The 15,823-nt window shown below is 68.1% G+C and carries 12 protein-coding genes; 6 read left to right on the top strand and 6 right to left on the bottom strand.

Features of this window, described 5'->3' with window-relative positions; translation table 11 throughout:
* Genes nbtC through ASD42_RS18920 form a run of 3 tightly spaced genes read right to left on the bottom strand, consistent with a single transcriptional unit; the run spans nt 1 to nt 5,214 of the window.
* On the bottom strand, nt 1–3,159 hold the full coding sequence (nbtC, locus tag ASD42_RS18910; RefSeq protein ID WP_056818439.1) for a nocobactin polyketide synthase NbtC: 3,159 nt from the start codon (nt 3,157–3,159) through the stop codon (nt 1–3).
* Nucleotides 3,152–4,465: a beta-ketoacyl [acyl carrier protein] synthase domain-containing protein gene (locus ASD42_RS18915; RefSeq protein ID WP_056818441.1), complete on the bottom strand. Its 1,314-nt coding sequence runs from the start codon at nt 4,463–4,465 to the stop codon at nt 3,152–3,154. The genes nbtC and ASD42_RS18915 overlap by 8 nt, the downstream gene beginning before the upstream one ends.
* Nucleotides 4,462–5,214, bottom strand: a complete 753-nt coding sequence (locus ASD42_RS18920) for a thioesterase II family protein (RefSeq protein WP_056818443.1) — start codon at nt 5,212–5,214, stop codon at nt 4,462–4,464. Before ASD42_RS18920 ends, ASD42_RS18915 begins: the two co-directional genes overlap by 4 nt.
* A 254-nt stretch (nt 5,215–5,468) precedes the next feature.
* Here ASD42_RS18920 and ASD42_RS18925 point away from each other — a divergent pair, with 254 nt between their 5' ends.
* Nucleotides 5,469–6,131: a GNAT family N-acetyltransferase gene (locus ASD42_RS18925; RefSeq protein WP_056818445.1), complete on the top strand. Its 663-nt coding sequence runs from the start codon at nt 5,469–5,471 to the stop codon at nt 6,129–6,131.
* 61 nt (nt 6,132–6,192) lie between these two features.
* Here ASD42_RS18925 and ASD42_RS18930 read toward each other — a convergent pair whose 3' ends face one another.
* The gene (locus tag ASD42_RS18930; RefSeq protein ID WP_056818446.1) at nt 6,193–7,464 is read right to left on the bottom strand and encodes a SidA/IucD/PvdA family monooxygenase; all 1,272 of its coding nucleotides are present in this window, start codon (nt 7,462–7,464) and stop codon (nt 6,193–6,195) included.
* Nucleotides 7,465–7,568: 104 nt separating this feature from the next.
* Between ASD42_RS18930 and ASD42_RS18935 the strand changes: the two genes are divergently transcribed.
* The 3 genes from ASD42_RS18935 to ASD42_RS18945 all read left to right on the top strand — a co-directional run bounded on the left by ASD42_RS18935 (nt 7,569) and on the right by ASD42_RS18945 (nt 10,063).
* Nucleotides 7,569–8,276, top strand: coding sequence for a siderophore-interacting protein (locus ASD42_RS18935; protein WP_056818448.1), 708 nt, complete (start codon nt 7,569–7,571; stop codon nt 8,274–8,276).
* Between the two features lie 81 nt (nt 8,277–8,357).
* Nucleotides 8,358–8,777: a TIGR03667 family PPOX class F420-dependent oxidoreductase gene (locus tag ASD42_RS18940; RefSeq protein WP_056818450.1), complete on the top strand. Its 420-nt coding sequence runs from the start codon at nt 8,358–8,360 to the stop codon at nt 8,775–8,777.
* A gap of 74 nt (nt 8,778–8,851) precedes the next feature.
* The gene (locus tag ASD42_RS18945; protein WP_056818451.1) at nt 8,852–10,063 is read left to right on the top strand and encodes a pyridoxal phosphate-dependent aminotransferase; all 1,212 of its coding nucleotides are present in this window, start codon (nt 8,852–8,854) and stop codon (nt 10,061–10,063) included.
* 150 nt (nt 10,064–10,213) lie between these two features.
* On the opposite strand, the gene ASD42_RS18950 is transcribed toward ASD42_RS18945, so the two are convergent.
* Together ASD42_RS18950 and ASD42_RS18955 are read right to left on the bottom strand one after the other, a co-directional pair.
* Nucleotides 10,214–11,950: an ABC transporter ATP-binding protein gene (locus tag ASD42_RS18950; protein WP_056818453.1), complete on the bottom strand. Its 1,737-nt coding sequence runs from the start codon at nt 11,948–11,950 to the stop codon at nt 10,214–10,216.
* Entirely contained in the window at nt 11,947–13,779 is a 1,833-nt protein-coding gene (locus tag ASD42_RS18955; RefSeq protein ID WP_056818455.1) for an ABC transporter ATP-binding protein, read from the bottom strand. Before ASD42_RS18955 ends, ASD42_RS18950 begins: the two co-directional genes overlap by 4 nt.
* A gap of 408 nt (nt 13,780–14,187) precedes the next feature.
* On the opposite strand from ASD42_RS18955, the gene ASD42_RS18965 reads away from it, so the two are divergent.
* Both ASD42_RS18965 and ASD42_RS18970 read left to right on the top strand, forming a co-directional pair.
* Nucleotides 14,188–14,763, top strand: coding sequence for a putative glycolipid-binding domain-containing protein (locus ASD42_RS18965; protein WP_056818459.1), 576 nt, complete (start codon nt 14,188–14,190; stop codon nt 14,761–14,763).
* A 44-nt stretch (nt 14,764–14,807) separates the two neighbouring features.
* Nucleotides 14,808–15,749: an RluA family pseudouridine synthase gene (locus ASD42_RS18970; protein ID WP_056818462.1), complete on the top strand. Its 942-nt coding sequence runs from the start codon at nt 14,808–14,810 to the stop codon at nt 15,747–15,749.
* The last annotated feature ends 74 nt before the right edge of the window (nt 15,750–15,823 follow it).

The following is a 15,823-nucleotide window of genomic DNA, read 5'->3' on the forward strand; positions in this document are numbered from 1 at the left end:
TCAGCCCTGGTTGGTGTTCTGCGCCATGAGCAGCACGACATCGTCGAGCGATGCGCCGCCGAGAATCGCCGCGACCGGCAGATCGCGATCCAGCTCCGCCTTCACGCGCTTGCGGAAGTCCAAGGCCTGCAGAGAATCGAGTCCGAGTGCGACCAACGGCATGGTGGCGTCGATGGATTCGGCGCTGTCACCGCCGATCACCTTGAGCAGTTCGGTGCGCATGCGCAGGTCGAGCGGGAAGCTGTCGATGGGTGCGGCAGCGACGGGAGCGGGTGCGGCCGCCGGAACCATGTCGGCGGGTGCCTGTGTCACCTGCGGTGCCCGCGTCTCGGATTCGAGGCCGGTGAGCACGCTGGCCTGGCCGAACGCCCCGAGCACCTCGCGCAGGAAGTCCCAGTCGGCGGCGATGATCATGCCGTCGCGAACCGGCGCGGCCAGTCCGGCCTCGATCGCGTCGGCGGGCACCATCGGGAACACGCCTGCCTCTTCGACCCGGGCGAACCCGGCATCGTCGAGCGGACCGGCCACACTCCACAGACCCCACTGCAGGCTCGCGGCGGCGATGCCACGGGCGCGGAGTCGGCGGGCCGCGACGTCGAGCATGCGGTTGGTCACCGCGTACAGCACCTGCCCGCGTCCGCCCAGCGTCGCCGCCATCGACGAGCACAGCAGGACCCGGCAGTCCACGGTCAGCGCGACCGCGTCGATCAGGTTGTCCAGGCCGCGCAGCTTCGCGGCGGCGGCGGTGCGCACGGCGTCGCCGGTGATCTGCTCGAGTTCGGCGTCCACGTAGTTCACCGCGGCATGGATCACCAGATCCACGGGGCGATCGGCGATCTCGGCGCCGAAGGCGGACGCGGCCTCGATGTCGCCGACATCGCAGGACCGCACCACGATCTCGGTGGCGCCGATCGCGCGCAGCCGAGCCAGTTCCGGTGCCAGCGCGTCGGTTTCGCCACTGCGGCTCAGCAGCGTGACCTGGCCCGCACCCGTGCGCGCCAGGTGATCGGCGAACCGCAGACCCAGCTGACCGGTGCCGCCCACGATCACCACGTGATCGAGATCGGTGCCCAGCGAGCCGGTTTCGTCGGTCGTATCGACGACCAGCCGCTTCACGAACAGCTTGCCCACCCGCAGCGCCAACTCGGCCTCACCGCTCGAGTGCACCGCGCCGACGATCTTGGCGGCTTGCGCGGGCGCGGATTCGCTCGCGGCGAGATCGAGATGGCGGAAGTGGATGCCGGGGTGTTCGATTCCGACACTGCGGAATCCGGCGCTGACGCCCGACTGGAACAGTCCGGGAATCGGGTCTCCGTCGTGCACGGTCTCGCCGCCGGTGGTGAGCAGCCAGCACTCGCCGCCGGGTCGCAGCGCGGATACCGCTGGGGCCCAAGCACGTTCGGCATAGAAGTCGACCAGCGCGTCGATCGCACCGGCACTGTCGTCGTCGGGGCTCGGCGGAAGCAGGACGATCACGGTGTCGGTCGGCAGTTCGTCACCGCGTCCCCCCGGCGCGACAACGCGCGCCTCGGCGCCGTGGCGGTCCGCCGCGGTGACCAACGCGGCGGCCAGCTCGGCGCATTCGCCCGTGTGGTCGACGATGAGCAGGCGACGCGGCGCGGTCAGCGCGCGACGCTGTAGTGGCGTCCACTGTTCCACCAGCCGTTGGGGTTTCGGGGTGGTGACGGCGAGTTCGGCGGGAGTCTCGTTGGTACCGAGGGGTGCCCAGAGACGCTTGGGGTTGGTCACGGTGTGCGGGAAGTCGCGCAGCGGGAGGGTCACGGCGTCGTCGACTCGCAGCGCGTCCCAGCGGTAGTCGATGTCGAGCACTGCGACCTGGGCGAGATTGCGGGTGAACTCCGACAGGCCGTCCGCGGTGCGCAGCGAGGTACCGAGGACACGGAAGTCGCGCGCGGGCAGGCCGGGACGGTTCGGGACGAGGCCGAGGTTCTCCTGGATGGCCAGCTGCAGCACGGGGTGCTCGGCGACCTCGATCAGCAGGTCGACGCCGTCACTACCAGCGCTGATCACGGCCCGGTCGAACCGGACGCGGTTGCGCAGGTTCCAGAACCAGTACTCCTCCTGCTTGAGGTCGGGGGTGATCTTCTCGCCGAGGGTCGCGCCGTAGCAGGCGATCTCGGACTCGGTGAAGTTCGGTGTGCTCATCTCGTCACCGAGGAAGCCCTCGAAATCGGCCCGGACCTCGGCCACCATGGACGTGTGTGCCGGGAAGGCGACCCGGATCTCCCTGGCGAACTGACCGCGCGCGGTGGCCGCGGCCACCAGATCGACCACGGCGCCGCGTTCACCGGAGATGGCGATGATGTGCGGCGAGTTGACCACGGCGAGTTCGGCCCACCCCGAGTGCCGCGCCATCAGCGCTTCCACACTCTCGCGGTCCATCCCGAAGACCGCCATCGAATAGCCGCGCGGGGAAAGCCGGTCCGCGAGCAGGGCGCGATGGGTCACCGCGAGCACCGAATCACGCAGCGTCATCACACCGGAGACCGCGCCCGCGGCGAGCTCGCCCTGGCTGTGGCCGACGGTCGCGTGCGGATCCACACCCGCCGCTCGCCACAGCGCGGCCAGGCCCGTCATGTGGAACATCAACGCGGGCTGTACTTCCCACACCGTGTCCTCGTACTGTCCCTCGTGGCCGAGCAGGTAGTGCAGCGGCTGGGAGTGCCCGAAGCGTTCGGCGTGGATGGCGGCGCACTCGTCGACCACCGCGCGGTAGTCGGCCGACAGCTCATAGAACGTCGCGCCCATGCCGGGCCGCTGACTGCCTTGACCTGGGAAGACGAACCCGACGCGACGCGTACTCGCCGGCACGTCACCGTGCACGACGAGCGCGTGCTCGGCGCCGGTCGCGATGGCGTCGAGGGCGGAATGCAGCTCGTCGGTTGCCTGCGCCGAGGACGCCGCGCCACCCGAGTCGGCCGCGTCCGGGTCGGTGGCCGTCCGCGCGGCCAGGATCAGGGCCCGGCGACGACGGGCCGTACGGGTACGGAATAGCATGTCCGCCAACCGTTCCGGAGTCGCCTCGGGGTGCGCGGCGACGTAGTCGCGCAGCGCGGCGGCCTCGGCGCGCAGGCCGTCGACACTGTCGGAGGACAGCAGCACGGGAACGCTGCCGTCCGGCAGGCGGTACTCAGCCATGGTTGGTCTCCTCCAGCACCGGCAGGCCGACGATGGCGTGCGCATTGGTTCCCGCGACACCGAACGAGGACACCGCGGCGTAGCGCAGGCCGTCCGCGCGCGGCGCCCAGTCGGTGAGTTCGGCCGCCAGCCGCAGACTGGTCGCGTCCCAGTCGATGTCGGTGGTCGGGGCGTCGGCCCACAGGCTCGGTGCGATGGCGCCGTGCGCACCGCACAGCAGCACCTTGATCAGCCCGAGCATCCCCGAGGCCGCCTGGGCGTGGCCGGTGTTGGACTTCACCGAACCCAGCAGCGGGCCGTCGGCGCGATCGGGATTGCCGTAAGTCGCTGCCAGCGCGGTCAATTCGAGTGGATCGCCCACGGCGGTGCCGGTGCCGTGGCCTTCGATCAGGCCGATGTCGTCGGCACTGATTCCGGCCGCGGCGACCGTGTCCTCGATCAGCCGCTGTTGCGCGCTCGCGCTGGGTACGGCGATCGGGGCGCCCGCACCGTTGTGGTTCACCCGTGAACCGAGCAGCTGCCCGTAGATCCGGTGGCCGAGCGCCTTCGCCCGGGATTGCCGTTCCAGCACGATGACTCCCGCGCCTTCGGCCCACAGGGTGCCGGTCGGGTCGGCGGCGTAGGAACGGCAGTGGCCGTCGGTGGCCAGGGCATTGTTCTTGGAGAACTCGTAGAACGCGCCGGGTGAACCCATCACGCACACCCCGCCCGCCAGCGCCCAGTCGCACTCGCCCGCACGAATCGCCGAGGCCGCCTGATGCACGGCGGTCAGCGACGACGCGCACGCGGTATCCACACTGATCGAAGGACCGACCAGGCCGAGCCCGTGCGAGATCCGCCCGGCCACCGCACCGAGCGCGGTACCGGTCGCGCGGTAGCCGCTGTACTCGTTCACCGAGCCCACCCGGGGCCCGTACTCGGCCGCCGAGACACCCATCCACACACCGGCCGAATCACCGTCGAGCGCGCCGGGATTGATGCCCGCGTGCTCGAGCGCGCGCCAGGCCACCCGCATGGCCACCCGCTGCTGCGGATCCATCGCCACCGCTTCGCGCGGTGTGATGCCGAAGAACTGCGCGTCGAACTCGGTGGCGCTGTCGAGGAATCCGCCCGCGTCGCGGACCGGCGCCCAGCCCTCGAGCCTGCCGAGGGCGAACAGTTCGTCGAGCGGCCAGTCACGGTCGCGCGGGAACGAGCCGATCAGCTCGCGCCCGGCGGCCAGTGCCGACCAGAAGTCGGGCAGGGTGTCGACGCCGCCGGGGGCTTCGACGCCCATCCCGACGATGACGATGGGATCGGAGTTCATCGCGCGAGCGCCTTGCCGACAAGCACCTCGGCGATGCCGTCGATGTTCTCGTCGAGGTAGAAGTGGCCGCCCGCGAACAGGTTGACCTCGATCTCGGCGGTGGTGCTCTGGTCCCAGCCGTAGAGGTCACGCGGGCCGACGAACGGGTCGTCGTCGCCACCGAGGACCAGCAGGGGTACCGCGACAGTCACCTCGGGGCCGCACGAGTAGGCGTCGAAGGCACGGTAGTCGGCCTTCAACACCGGCAGCGCCATCCGCATCACCTCACGGCTGGCCATCACGTCGGCGCCGGTGCCATTGAGCGCGCCCATGTGGTCGAGCAATTCGTCGTCCTCGGTGGGATGGCCTGGGAGCTCGGCGATTCGGTGCGGCGCGGCGGCCGCGGAGACCACCAGCAAACGCACGGGCAACCCCGCGGCTTCCGCCAAACGGACGAACTCGAACGCGACGATGGAGCCCATGCTGTGGCCGAACACGGTCAGCGGCGCGCCGGTGTTGTGGGCGGAGTCGCGGAAGGCGTCGAAGGCACCGGCGGCCAGCTCGGGCAGCGTGTCGGCGGCGGCTTCGCGCGCGCGGTCCTGACGGCCGGGGTACTGCACGATCACGGTGTCGAAGTCGGCGGCCGTACGCTTGGCGAACACCCGGTAGGCCGAGGCGCCCGCGCCCGCGTGCGGGAAGACGATCAGCGGCGGGAGGGAATCGGTCCTGGGGGCCTGAAATTGCCTGATCCAGCCGAGTTCTCTTGCCATGTCGCTCTCCCTCACCGGCCGCACAACGCTGCGCTACCGTTTCGCACTGTCCAACGCCGTGCTCGCGCACGGGCCCGCCCGGCGCGGTCGTCCGGGACCGGGGTGAATCCTGTTGCACCCGAATCCGACCGGACTCGTGGACGGCCCGCTATTACCGGGCGATCGGTCGGGCAACAGTAACACCCGGCCATTAGTATAGGCTAGCCTTACCCATCGAGGTGACCAAGGTTACGATTGAACGGAGCACCGAGTAGATGAACCCCGCCGGGACCCCCACCGCGCTGCCCCGCGAGCAGACCGATCTGCCCGCCGAGGTGGCCGCCGCGCCCGCGCCCGCGCTGCCCGTTTTCGCGGCACCGTTCAGCCTGCGCCTGGCCGATCCCGACGGCACCGATCCCGAACTGCTCGCCGAATGGATGGCCCGTCCACACCTGCTCGAATCGTGGGAACAGGACTGGGACGCCGAACGCCGCCGCGACAACTTCCGCGCACAACTGGCCGGAACCTATTCCCGCCCTTGCATTCTCAGCCTGGACTTCGCCCTGCTCGGCGAGCCCGAACTCGGTGTACGCGATATCGCCTACCTGGAGTTCTATCGCGCCGCCAAAGACGAGATCGGCCGCTTCTACGACAGCGATCCCAGCGATATCGGCTTCCATATCGCCACCGCTGACACCGCGGTGATCGGCAAGGGCATCATGTCCGCCTGGATTTCCTCCATGACCACCGCCGTCTTCGCGGCCGATCCCGATTGCCGCCGTGTGCTGGGCGACCCCGACCACCGCAACGTGGCGATCGGCCGCAGTCTGGCCAAGGCCGGGTTCCAGCTGATCGGCGAGATCGACGTCCGCCCAGACCGGCGGATCGCGTTGCAGTATGTGCCTCGCACTCCGGAAGACGTCATCGCACCGCGCTGAGCGCGAACCCAAAAGCCCCTTCTCGTCGACTTTCTCGACCAGAAGGGGCTTTTGTCCATACTCAGCGAGAGACAGCGCCCGCTCGCGCCCGAGCGGGCACCGTCTGCAGCACCCGGTCCGAAAGTTCGCCGAGGCAACTGAGGTTCGGGAAGCCCGGCCCCTGCGCCATCGCGGCCATGTTGGGGAGATAGAGCTTGCCGCCGAGCCCGGTGACGGCCAGGTCGTAGCCGATCGACGATTCGATCCGCGACTGCGTCAACGCTCCGCCGACTGCGAGTTCGAGCAGGTCCGCGGTGCGCTGATCGAACATCTCGAGGAACCACAGCGGCTGGCCGCCGGTCGCATCCACCACCAGATCGAAGTTGTGCACCTGATCGGCCCGCAACTCGTTGCTCAGCGTCAAGGCCAGCGATTCCCCCTGCGGCGCGATCTTCGTGACCCGGCCCTGCAGGTGATGAACGCGGTTGTCGCCCAACAGGCTTTCCTGCACGCGCACCGAGAACACCCCGCGGTCGGTGCGCCGGATCACGTCGCGGCGTTCCTGAATGCTCAGCGCCGCCCACTTCACCGGATCGCTGAACAGCGAGTTCTCGAAGAAGCTCTCGCCACGGGTGTAGAGGGTGGCCAGCGGGGAGATCACCGAGATGGTGAGCATCTCGTGCCGAACCAGCTCGTCCAGCGCCGAGCCGCCGGTCTCGCCACCACCGATCACCGCGGCGCGCGAGGCGGCGGGCAGCGTGCGTTTGCCCGCCCTGTCCCAGAATTCGGCGATGCTGAGCACGCGCGGATGGTCGAGCAGGGCCCGGCTGCTGCGACCGGGGCCGGTGATCATCAGGCCGTCGGCGGTCAGTTCGCTGCGCGCGCCGTCGGCGTCGACCACGTCGACCTGCCACTGCTCACCATCGCCGTGACTGATGCGCTCCACCCGACCGAGCACCAGCTCGAGGTCGATGGACTTCGCGACCCACTGCAGGTACTTGGCCCACATATAGTGCTGCGGACTGGGCCTGCCGCGGTCGATCCACTCGGCGTAGGTGCCGTGTTCGATCAGGAACGTGGTCCAGCTGAAGGCGGACATCGCATGGTCGATATCGCGGTTGCGGCCACGCGCCCAGGTGGAGTGGTACGGAAAGCCGATGTCCTTCTCGGGACTGGTGCCGAGACGGTGCTGCCCGTCGGTCCAGCCGCCGGTGGGCAGCCAGTTACCGCCGACGGCGTGCGCCTCGACCACGACAACGCGCGGTGCGGGCATTCCGAGCGAGCGCAGAACGTGCGATTTAGTCGCCACCGCAAGGGCTTTCGGCCCCGCGCCGACTACCAGGAGGGTTTCCACCGGTTCGTTCTCCACTCTCTCACGCACCAGCCCATATTTGCATAGGCTTACCTTATTTAACCACCGAAGCGGACAAACAAGTGTCGTTAGGCTAACCTAACGACATGGGTAAGGGATTGAACGGTCTGATAACCAAGGCCTGGGGCGGTGCCGACTACCGGCTGACGGTGACGTCCAACGAACAGATCACCGACAAGTTCGTCCGCATCGGCTTCACCGCCGGTGGCCTGCTGGCCGACCACCCGGTGCACCCGACCCAGTGGATCCGCCTGTGGATTCCCGACGCGACCAGCGACAAGCTGCACCACCGCGGCTACACCCTGGTCGACCAGAACCCTGACGCGGACACGATGAGCATCGACTTCGCCCTGCACGACGGCCCGGCAGCCGACTGGGCGCGCCGCGCGAAGCCGGGCGACCCGCTCGACGCCACCGTGCTCGGCTCGGACTTCCAACTGCCCGAGCAGACACCCAGCGAGTACATCATCTTCGGCGATACCGCCTCCCTGCCTGCCATCAACTCGCTGCTCGACGCCATCGGCGACACCCCGGCGCGAGTCTGGCTGGAATGGCAGTACGAGTCCGACCAGACCATCCCGGTCAACAACAAGCCCCACCACACCCTCACCTGGGTCCAGCGCATCGACGACGGCCGCCTGCTGCGCGAGGCCGCTCAGGAAATCACCTGCGTACCGGGCACTTACGGATGGGTCACCTGCGACGGGCACACCACCCGCTCGATCGTGAAGACCCTCAAGACCCAGCACGCCCTGCCCAAGACCTCGATCAAGGCGCAGGCCTACTGGAAGTAAGCCCCGCGAGGCGGGTAGCGACGCGGCGGGATTTCGGCAAGGGTGGGCCGAAAGTTGTCCCCTGCCTGCGAGGAGAGCACCGTGTCCATTCTCGACGCCGCCACCCCCTTCGGCGAAGAAGTCGGCAAGCGGCTGGCTGAGGAACACGTGATCTGGTTGACCACCGTCGGTGCGGACAGCACTCCGCAGCCGAACCCGGTGTGGTTCCACTGGGAGAACGACGAGTTCCTCATCTTCACCATGCCCGCGGCGAAGAGGCTGCGCCACCTCGCACACAATCCGCGGGTCGCGCTGAATTTCAATGCCACCGAGTCCGGCGGCGAGGTGGCTGTCTTCACCGGCACGGCGCGAGTGGACGAACCTCCCACCGAGGACGAGATCGCTCACTACGCACGGAAATACACCAAGGGTTTCGTCGACATCAAGATGACCCGATCGGAATTCTTCGAGACCTACTCGGTGCCGATCCGCATCGCCCCGGACCGCCTGCGCGGCTTCTGAACTGCCGCGGTGCGTGCGCGGGATCCCGGCGAGTACTGTGGCGATCTCCGTCCGTATCACGGTGGGGAGCCGACATGCAGTTCAAACAGTCGAGCAAGCTCGCGAACGTTTCCTATGAAATCCGCGGCCCGATAGCCGAGCACGCCGCTCGACTAGAGGTCGAGGGACACCGGGTGATCAAACTCAATACCGGTAACCCGATGCAGTTCGGGTTCGACGCACCGTCGGAGCTGCTGCGCGACATCATCGCCAACCTGCCTGCGTCGGCGGGTTACGCGACCTCGAAGGGGTTGCTGCCCGCTCGGCGCGCGGTGGTGCAGTACTACGAGGACCGCGGCGTGGACGACCTCGATATCGAGAACGTCTTCCTCGGCAACGGCGCGTCCGAACTCATCATGATGGCGATGACCGCGCTCATCGAGAACGGCGACGAAGTCCTCGTCCCCGCACCGGATTTCCCGCTGTGGACCGCCGCGGTGCACCTCAACGGCGGCAGAGCGGTGCACTACCTCTGCGATGAGGGCGCCGACTGGTACCCCGACATCGCCGATATCGCGGCCAAGATCACCGACCGCACGCGGGCCATCGTGATCATCAACCCGAACAACCCGACCGGCGCGGTGTATCCGACCGAGGTGCTCGAGCAGATGCTCGAGCTCGCCCGCCAGCACAATCTGATCGTCTGTTCCGACGAGATCTACGACAAGATCCTCTACGACGACGTGGCCCACACCGTCACCGCCTCGCTCGCGCCCGACCTGCTGTGTCTGACGTTCAACGGCTTGTCCAAGGCCTATCGGCTCGCCGGGTTCCGGTCCGGCTGGCTCACCGTCTCCGGGCCGACGCGTCATGCCGAAAGTTACCTCGAGGGTCTGACGATGCTGTCCGGGTTGCGGCTGTGCGCGAATGTCCCAGCGCAGCAGGCTGTTCAGGCGGCGCTGGGCGGACATCAGAGCATCCACGAACTCACCCTGCCCGGCGGGCGACTACTCGAACAGCGTGACCGTGCGTGGTCGGCACTCAACGCGATTCCGGGTGTGTCGTGCGTGAAGCCCAAGGGCGCGCTGTACGCCTTCCCCAAGCTCGACCGCGCGACCTACCGGATCGACAACGACGAGAAGTTCGTCCTCGATCTGTTGCTGGCCACCAAGATTCACGTCGTCCAAGGCACCGGCTTCAACTGGCCCACACCCGACCACTTCCGCATCGTCACCCTGCCGCACGCCGACGAGCTCGACCAGATCATCGGCCGGATCGGCGAATTCCTCTCCACCTACCAGCAGTAATATCGGCGGCTGGCGCCGCGGTTCTCGGCGCTTGACTCCACCTCTTCCCTCCCTACGGGCACTCCTTCGTCGCACCCTTCGGTCAGTCCATCGGCGGAGGCGCGCCGAGAACACCTCGGCGGTCTCGCTGGACCGCCGAGGTGCTCCCGGTCAGGCGGAGACCGGCTCCAGGCGCCAGCCGGTTGCCCGCTCGCGCTCGTTCCAGAACGCGGCGTAGCGGCCGTTCAGTGCGAGAAGCTCGGCGTGCGTACCGCGTTCGGCGATGCGGCCCTTGTCCAGGAACAGGATCTGGTCGGCGTGGGCGATCGTCGAGAGACGGTGCGCGACGACGAGAACCGTTTTGTCCCTGGTGAGTTGGTGGATGCCACGGACCACGACGGCCTCGCTGTGCGGGTCGAGCGCGCTGGTGGCCTCGTCGAGCAGCACGATCGGGGCGTCCTTGAGCAGAGCGCGGGCGATCGAGACCCGTTGACGCTCACCGCCGGACAGCGAGGTGCCGCCTTCGCCGACGGTGGTGTCGAAGCCGTCCGGCAGCCGTTCGACGATCTCGTCGACCCTGGCGGCGACCGCCGCGCGGTGCAGGTCGTCGTCGGTGGCGTCGGGCTTGCCGATGCGGATGTTGTCGGCGACCGAGCGGTTGAACAGGTAGACGTTCTGGAAGACCAGCGAGAGCTGGTCGAGCAGGGTGTCGGAAGGCTGTTGGCGCACATCGTGTTCGCCCACCGAGACCGCGCCGGACTCGACGTCGTAGAAGCGGGCGGCGAGACGCAGCAGGGTGGTCTTGCCCGAACCGCTCGGCCCGACGATGGCGGTGGTGGTGCCGGCGGGGACGGTGAAGGTCAGGTCCGACAGCACCGGTTCGCCGGGGCGGTAGCCGAAGCTCACCTCGTCGAAGACCACCGCGGGCGCACCCGGGGTGACCGGTTCGGCGGCGGCGGGCAGCGGCGATTCGGCGAGCAGGTCGGTGATGCGATCGGCGGCCGCGGCGGCCGAACGCAGGGCCGTGCCCAACTGGGCGGCCTGGTTCACCGGTTCGATGAAGCGCGCGCTCACCGCGATCAGCGCGATCGCCGCGGCAGCCGAGATCGCGCCATCGGTCACCTGGACGACCGCGATATAGGCGAGCACCAGGAATACGGCCTGCACGAACAGCGCGAACACGGTCAGGCCCGGCACGGTCGCGACCATCATCTTCAGCACGGCCGAACGCTGCTGTACCAGCGCCGAATCCAGCTTCTTGTTGCCCGCGCCGACCGCGCCGAACGCGCGCAGTACCGGCTGGGCCTGCGCGAACTCCACCACCCGCGAGTCGGCTTCGGCCGCTGCGGCGTGCAGCCTGGCGTCGGCGCCGGTGTAGGCGCGATTGGCGAGATTGTTCACCAGGTAGAGCACCGGTGCGGCGAGCAACATCGCCACGCCGACGCGCCAGTCGATGAACAGCATCCCGATCGCGACCACCAGCGGCACGATGATGCCGGTGAGCACCTTGGTGAGCAGATAGGCGATCAGGCCCTGCATTTCACGCACCTGCTCGACCATCACCCGCGAGAGCGGGCCCGCGTCGCGATCTTCGAACCAGCCCAGCGGCAACGCGTTGAGCTGATCGCCGAGCCGGGTCTGTAGTCCGCGCTGCATGCCGAGGCCGATGCGCAGACCGATCACGGCCTGCAGGTAGCCGAAGACGACCACACCGGCCACGGCGGCGGCCATGCCGAGCGCCCACAGCCACGCGCCGCTCAGGTCGTCGTCGAACAGCGCTTCCAAGACAGGCACCAGCAGCAGATACGCGATGGCCTGGCACAGCGCCTGCACGACGATCACTCCGAGCAGCCGCGAGATCAGGGGGGCGAACTCGTCGGGGACGAGCCGGAAAACCTTGCGAATCATCGTGTTTCCTCCACCAGAGCGAGCGCGCCGAGGGCAGCTTCGTTGATCTCCCACAGCCGCTGATACAGGCCGCCCGCGGCCCGCAGTTGCTCATGCGTGCCCTGTTCGACGAGAGCTCCGTTGTCCAGCACCAGAATCCGGTCGACACCGGTGATGGTGTGCAGACGGTGCGCGATGACCAGCACCGTGCGCCCGGCGACGAGGGCGGCCAGCGCGTCCTGGACCGCGGCCTCCGACTCGGGGTCGGCGAACGCGGTCGCCTCGTCGAGGACGAGCACCGGGGTGTCGGCCAGCAGTGCGCGAGCGATCGACAGGCGCTGCGCCTCACCACCGGAGAGCGTGGCGTCGACGCCGATCTCGGAGTCGTAGCCGCGCGGCAGCGCCAGGATCCGGTCGTGGATCTGGGCGGCCCTCGTCGCGCGCTCGATGGCTTCGGCGTCCGCGTCAGGGCGGGCCAGCAGGAGGTTCTCGCGAATGCTGCCGCGGATCAGGCGCACATCCTGGAAGACGAATCCGACTGTGCGGTAGAGCTCTTCGCTGGTGAACTCGCGAATATCGCGGCCGTCGATGGTGATGCGGCCCGCGCCCACGTCGTAGAAGCGGGGCAGCAACTTGGCCAGGGTCGACTTGCCGGAACCGCTCGGGCCGACCAGGGCGGTGATGGTGCCGGGGGTCAGTTCGAGGTCGATGCCGCGCAGCACATCATGGCCGGTGCGGTAGGCGAACTCGACGCCGTCGAAGCGCACGATGCCGGTCTGAACGCCCGCCGGTGTTTCGGCGATCTCCAATTCCGGGGTCTGCAGCAGTTCGTGCAGTCGCAGGGCCGCGGCGCCACCGGCGCGCAGGGCCTGCGAGCCGTAGCCGAGGCCGAGCAGCGAACTGCCGATGCCGAGCCCGACCAGCAGGAACGGCAGCAGATCGAGCGGGTCCACCCAGCCGAGGCCGACCCCGGCGAGGCCACCGAGGACCACGACCAGCATGACGAACACGGGCATCACGACGATGTCGGAGGCCGCCTGCACGCGAATGATCGGCGTCTTCATCCGATGCGCCGCCTGAACCTGTCCTTCGACAGCGTCCTGGAACTCCTTGTGCGCTTTGCCCGCCTGACCGAACGCCCGCACCACCTGGATGCCGTCGACGAACTCGACCGTGGCGGCGGACAGGCGACGCTCCCACCGGGTGTACACCGCGAGGCGGTCGCGGCCGTCGCGGTCCATGATCTTGCTGAACAGGAACATGTAGGCGATCAGCGGAATCATCAGCACCAGCGTGAGTCGCCAGTCGACGGTGAACAGATAGCCGAGGGTGACCAGCGGGACCACCAGCGCGCCGATGAAATCGAGGCGGGCATGCGCGACCAGGAAGTGCAGGGCGTCGACATCGTCGCGCAGATAGCCCTTGACCTCACCGGAGCCGCGCTCACCGAACCAGCCGAGCGGCACCCGGGTGAGCTTGGCCGCGAGCAGCCTGCGCAGCGTGAGCTGGTAGCCGGCGTCGACGGCGTGCGACCAGCTGAGCGCGACGACCTGCAGGAAGGCCCGCACGACGAGCACGAGCACGGCAGCGCCGAACAGCCACCACACCCGGTCGGTGTCGGCCGGGGAGTTCAGCAGTTCGCGGCAGGCCGCGACGATCAGCAGGAACGGGACCACCGAGCACACCGAGGCGAGCGCCACGATCAGGCTCGCCACCGTCAGCATCCCCGATACCGGTGCCAGAATCTCCTTGCGCGCCAGCGCTTCCCGCTGCTTCTGCGCTTTCGCTGCCGCCTTGGGCAGCCGGTTCCCCGACTCCGCCCCCGGTGGCGGCGCTACCTGCACCGTCATATCGTTCTCGCCTCTCGACCTGTCCGCGGCAACTCCGCAGAAGGTAGGTTAGCCTAAGTTGATCGGTTGTGGCCGATCGGGGAAGGTTGTGTGAACTGCCAGTCAACCCGTCGGCACAGCGCAATTTCGCGCGTAATTTCCTCCCTACTTCTTGATTTCGCGTAGCGGTGGGAGAACGAAAATGTTTGTCACGTCAATCATTTCAGCCATTGCCGATTGCCATTCCGATCCGGGAAAGCTGTCGCCCGAACAGGCGCATCGGGCGATGCAGATACATCTGGAATGCAGCGTCGACCTGTGCCGGGTGCGACGGCGTGCGCGCCAAGTCCTCGTCGAAGCGAAACTGATGGTGCTCGATCAGCGGGCGGGCTAGCGATTGGGCGGCGGAATTCAGGGAATGCGTTGGCCATGTTCACTCCCCTGCCACCTTCGGCCGCCTGGTTGCATCGTGACGCGCGCACCGGATTCGAAGTGACATATTTCCGCGACGATGCGCGCGGACTTCTCGTCGAGGGGTGTGCGACGGCGGTCGAGGACGGGATCGTCTGGGCGATCGATTATCGGCTGCGGCTCGACGGGGGCTGGAATACCCGGTCGGCACAGATCGTCGGGCGCTATCCCGAGGGCAGGCGGTCGGTGCATGTGCAGTCCGATGGGTTGGGGCGCTGGCAGGTCGACGGCACGCTCGTGCCCGAGTTCGACGGGTGCCTCGATATCGATCTCGAGGCGTCGGCGTTCACGAACGCCTTGCCGGTGCATCGCCTCGGGCTCGTGGTCGGTGACGCGGCCGACGCGCCCGCGGTCTATCTCCGGGCCGCCGACCTCACCGCGGCCCGGCTACCGCAGCACTATCGCCGCATCGCCGACGGGGCCGGTCAGCGCTACGCCTACAGCGCTCCCGACTTCGACTTCGAGGCCACCCTGGACTACGACGAGTCGGGCCTGATCGTGGAGTATCCGGGAATCGCGACGCGCACCGCCTGAACCCCACGGCGGAGCGCGTTCACCGGACAGACCACACTTGCTTCATGCGACGTAGGCAGCAGCCGCCGCTGCCGAAACGGCACGGCCTCGATCCCGCCCGACTCCGGCTCCCGGAGGACGGGCAGTGGGCGACCGTGCGCGACCACCTCGTCGAGCGGTTGCCGCGGGTGGATCCGGCCAGGATCGACGCGATGCTGGTGGCGGGTGAGATCGTGGATCTGGAAGGTCCGCTGGCACCGGACGCGCCGTTCGTGCCGGGCGGCGCCGTGTGGTTCCACCGCGATCTGCCCGTCGAGACCACGGTGCCGTTCGACATCGGCATCGTGCACCGCGACGACGACATCCTCGTGATCGACAAACCGCATTTCTTGGCGACGATCCCGCGCGGCCAGCACATCCTGCAGACCGCGCTGGTGCGGTTGCGCAACGACCTCGAACTCCCCGACCTGATCCCCGCGCACCGACTGGACCGGGTCACCGCGGGCCTGCTGCTGTTCGTGGTGAATCCGGCGCGACGCGGGGCCTATCAGACGATGTTCCACCGTAAGACCGTGCGCAAGGAATACGAGGCCATCGCCCCCTACGATCCCGCGCTCGAACTGCCGCGGACCGTGCGCAGCCGGATCATCAAGGAGAAGCAGGTGCTCGCCGCGTATGAAGTGGACGGCGAACCCAATGCCGAGACCGAGGTGGAGTTGGTCGAGCACCGCGACGGGCTCGGACGCTACCGTCTTCGCCCGCACACCGGGCGAACCCATCAGCTGCGGATCCATATGAACGGGCTCGGCGTGCCGATTCTCGGCGACGATTTCTATCCGGTGATCACCGATAAATCGGTCGACGATTACACACGGCCGTTGCAATTGCTGGCGGCTTCGCTCGAATTCACGGATCCGGTCAGCGGTGCGCCGCGGCGGTTCGAGACCCAGCGCACGCTGCGGGCGTGGACCGATCCGGCCGGATGGTCCGGCTCGGCTGTCGAATAGCTCACAGCGCGGCGAATCCCGACGATCTTGATGGGCGCACTCCGGGCCGCTCGAGGCCGGAGTCGGCGCGTTGT

The organism is Nocardia sp. Root136, from assembly GCF_001427185.1.
Classification (GTDB): domain Bacteria; phylum Actinomycetota; class Actinomycetes; order Mycobacteriales; family Mycobacteriaceae; genus Nocardia; species Nocardia salmonicida.

Coding starts and splice junctions, on each gene's coding strand:
- nbtC (WP_056818439.1), bottom strand. CDS start 3,159: ATGGCTGAGTACCGCCTGCCGGACGGCAGCGTTCCCGTGCTGCTGTCC.
- ASD42_RS18915 (WP_056818441.1), bottom strand. CDS start 4,465: ATGAACTCCGATCCCATCGTCATCGTCGGGATGGGCGTCGAAGCCCCC.
- ASD42_RS18920 (WP_056818443.1), bottom strand. CDS start 5,214: ATGGCAAGAGAACTCGGCTGGATCAGGCAATTTCAGGCCCCCAGGACC.
- ASD42_RS18925 (WP_056818445.1), top strand. CDS start 5,469: ATGAACCCCGCCGGGACCCCCACCGCGCTGCCCCGCGAGCAGACCGAT.
- ASD42_RS18935 (WP_056818448.1), top strand. CDS start 7,569: ATGGGTAAGGGATTGAACGGTCTGATAACCAAGGCCTGGGGCGGTGCC.
- ASD42_RS18945 (WP_056818451.1), top strand. CDS start 8,852: ATGCAGTTCAAACAGTCGAGCAAGCTCGCGAACGTTTCCTATGAAATC.
- ASD42_RS18950 (WP_056818453.1), bottom strand. CDS start 11,950: ATGATTCGCAAGGTTTTCCGGCTCGTCCCCGACGAGTTCGCCCCCCTG.
- ASD42_RS18955 (WP_056818455.1), bottom strand. CDS start 13,779: ATGACGGTGCAGGTAGCGCCGCCACCGGGGGCGGAGTCGGGGAACCGG.
- ASD42_RS18965 (WP_056818459.1), top strand. CDS start 14,188: ATGTTCACTCCCCTGCCACCTTCGGCCGCCTGGTTGCATCGTGACGCG.
- ASD42_RS18970 (WP_056818462.1), top strand. CDS start 14,808: ATGCGACGTAGGCAGCAGCCGCCGCTGCCGAAACGGCACGGCCTCGAT.